Below are 3,172 nucleotides of genomic sequence, written 5' to 3'. Positions count from 1 at the left end.
TTCAGTATAGCGCAAAAAAGGCGTATCGGGAACCTCCCCGATACGCCTTTTAGAACTTAAAGTGGAGCTAAGGGGATTCGAACCCCTGACCTCTACAATGCGAATGTAGCGCTCTCCCAGCTGAGCCATAGCCCCAAGTTGTAGTGGGCAAAATTTTATCATGTTGGGGTGGGGCGTGCAAGTATTGACAAAGGCGAAGTGAGCCTGTACTCTATTGAGTAGATTTACTGAGTAAATGATAGGAAGAGAGATGCGACTAGGAAAGCTACAGTACACGATTCTGCAGACGCTATACACACAGGGGCCGCTGACGGCGCGTGCCCTTACCGAGGCGCTGGCACCCAGCGGGGCGGTCGCCCATAGCACCATCCAGACACTCCTGCGACAGCTAGAAACTAAGGGCTTAGTCGCTCATGAGGTGGAGGATCGAACCTTCGTATTTCGGGCACTTCGGGCTCCCGATGAGGTAGCGCAGACGCCGCTCCGTGAGCTTCTTGCGCGTGTGTATGAGGGGTCGGTCTACGGAATGATGGCTCATCTTCTCCAGCAAGAAAAGCTCTCGGAGGCGGAGAAGCAGCAGCTCCGGGAGCTGCTTGACTCCGAGACGAGCCAGAAAGAGGATGCGCGATGAAAATGCTTCTCGGAACTCTACTGCTGAGTGCTCTCTTGCTGACTCTTGGGCGACTGATCGAGCGCTTTCTGCCACGAAGATTACTTCGTCCGCGTGTCCTGATCTGTCGGCTCACTTTAGTTGGAGTGGCGACAGCCACTCCTCTCTTTGTGCTTCTCTCCCTCTCCCTGCCTGCTCCACAAGACGATGCTTTCCAGCCCACTATGGCCACCTCCGCGTCTGTTGGGTTCACCCCCACGCTCTTCCCGACCCCGATTGCACCTCGGGTAACACCATCGTCGCCTGTACAAGAAAAGCCTGTTGTTAAACTCTCGGCGGTATCGGCAACGACGCCCACTTCTCTCCGACCCCCAACGGCATTTCCCACGGAGCCGTCTCGTCTCGGGGAGGTGTGGAGTATGCCGGTCTATCTTGCAGGAATGGCACTGGGCCTCTGCTGGCTGGCTATGGCGGGAGCGGGCATCATGCAGCTCTGTCGCGCGAGCCAACCTGTCGAGTGTGAGGCGACATTTCCGGCTCCTGTGCGGCTCTCAACAACGATTAAAGGGGTGGCCCTTGTGGGAATCCGTCAGCCGCTGCTCTTGTTGACTCCGTCGTTCTTTACCTGCGCCCCTGAGCTCCAGCGAGCGATCCTGCGCCACGAGGCTGCTCATTTACGGCATCATGATCTCCGCTGGAACCTGGCATTTCGTATCGCTGCGGTACTGCTCTGGCCCGTGCCGCTGGTGGGGCTTCTCCGTCGAGCCCACGAGGCCGCCTCGGAGGAGCTTGCCGATGCGCTGGCTGTGGTGGAGGAGATCGCTCCCCGCGACTACGCCCGAGGTCTGGTGGAGCTGAGCGCTACCCACTCGGGTACGGCTCTGGCGCTGGGAATCTCGTCGCCCGGCTCGCAGCTCAAGGCACGCGTCCAGCGCCTTCTCAGCGGAGCCGACAATACCCCTCTCAAGACACGCACCCGACTCCAGATCGCGGTGCTGAGTGTGGCTCTGGCGCTTCCCCTGACGATGACGGTCGCACAGGCATTTGGAACCCACCAGGAAAACCACTGGCTCTCAGACTCCCGGCTGAATGTGCGGCTCTCGATCAATGCCGAGGGTATTGCACTCTCGGAGCTGCTCCCCCAGCTCGGGACAAAGACGGGGGTCACGCTGACGGTGCGCGCACCCCTCAGCGAGGACAAGGTCGTTGTCTTCTCGAAAGACCGCACCCTTCGAGAGACACTCGACGATCTGGCGGCGCTCTTTGGGGCGAGCTGGCGTGAGACAAAATCTATTCAGGGGCAGCCCACCTACCGGCTGGAGCTACCGACAAAGACCCGGCGACTCGAAGAGCGGCTGGAGCGAGAAGATCGGCGCTGGATTCTGGAAAAACTCGACGCGCTGGTGAAGCAGCTTCGCACCGATCCCGAGAAGCTCGCCGCAACGCGACTCGCCGTTGAACTCTACGCCCGGCTCACCCCGGATCAGAAAGAGCGCCTGGCCGAGACGCATCATGTGAAGCTGCCCGTCGCTGGGCTGACGGCAAAGCAGAGACTTGACCTGGCACCGCTCTTCTACAAAGGCGAGCGCTTCAAAGACCAGCCCAAGCTGATTCCCAGCACGGATGGCTCATTGGCGCTGGACGGGATCACCCCAATCCGTCCCGATAAGATGGAGCGCGTCTCGGTTGTTTTTGATTTGTTTGTGTTTCACGATGGAATCCGGGCACGGATGGCCGCTCCGACGGGACTGGAGATTCCGATGCACCAGTTCCCCGCCCCCGAGGCGTTTGCCCTCCCGCCGCACGGCAATCCCTACGATGGCGCGAAAGTGGACGAGAAGGCGCTCTCCGCCGAGGTCAAAGTATCTACCGAGAAGGCGCTGGTGGAGCGCCTCAAGGTGCTTGCCGAACTCTCCGGCCAGCCCGTTTTTGCCGATCTCTACCGCAGCCATCCCGTGCATGTGGGCAGCAAGAGCGAGATCAAAGACCCGCAGAGTGCTGTTGGCAAGCTCGATGCGCTCTGTCAGCCAGAGGGCTATCTCTGGTGGACGGCAAACAAGACCCTACTCTTTCGCAAGCGCGACTGGTACCGCCAGCGCCGCTACGAAGTCTCGGATGCCTGGCGCGAGACCGTGGCCCGCCAGCTCAAGCAGCGCGGTGGGAAGTTTATCGTCGCGGACTTGCTCCCTCTGGCCGAGCTCTCGCTGGAGCAGCTCGTCGGGCTCTCGGACGTAGACAATCCGATGCAGGCGCAGCAGAGGGTCTGGGCGATGCCTGAGGCGCTCCGGCTGATCGTCGCAGGAGTTGCTCCACAGGAGCCGATCACTCAGTTTCGCGAACGCCCGCTTTTGGTAAACTTGGCGGCTCCCCAAATCCAGCCGCTCTGGAACGCGTTTCAGGAGCGCTACTTGCACCAGACAATCGTCTTTGACATAAACCCGGCGGAGTTTGGTTTTCTCTGCGGGGCGCGGGTTCTGCCAGACAAAGCCGTCGTCGAGCTACCGATCTATCTTCAGCCCAAGGCAGGAAATATGGCGGTCGGGGGACAGCTTCGCATTCCTC

2 protein-coding genes and 1 tRNA gene are annotated in these 3,172 nt (G+C 60.2%); 2 read left to right on the top strand and 1 reads right to left on the bottom strand.

What is annotated here, in order from left to right; all coding sequences use genetic code 11:
* Nucleotides 1-62: 62 nt before the first annotated feature.
* A tRNA-Ala gene (locus RMO15_RS05320) sits at nt 63-135 on the bottom strand.
* 115 nt (nt 136-250) lie between these two features.
* Between RMO15_RS05320 and RMO15_RS05315 the strand changes: the two genes are divergently transcribed.
* Nucleotides 251-631 carry a BlaI/MecI/CopY family transcriptional regulator gene (locus tag RMO15_RS05315; RefSeq protein ID WP_309708824.1) on the top strand — a complete coding sequence of 127 codons (381 nt, stop codon included), beginning with the start codon at nt 251-253 and terminating at the stop codon, nt 629-631.
* The coding region (locus RMO15_RS05310) for a M56 family metallopeptidase (protein WP_309708821.1) at nt 628-3,172 on the top strand (2,545 nt) is incomplete at its 3' end. The genes RMO15_RS05315 and RMO15_RS05310, both read left to right, overlap by 4 nt.

This window comes from Armatimonas sp. (genome assembly GCF_031410135.1).
GTDB lineage: Bacteria > Armatimonadota > Armatimonadia > Armatimonadales > Armatimonadaceae > Armatimonas.
Note: the sequence above shows the minus strand (reverse complement) of the source record. Positions and strands in the feature narration are given on the sequence as shown.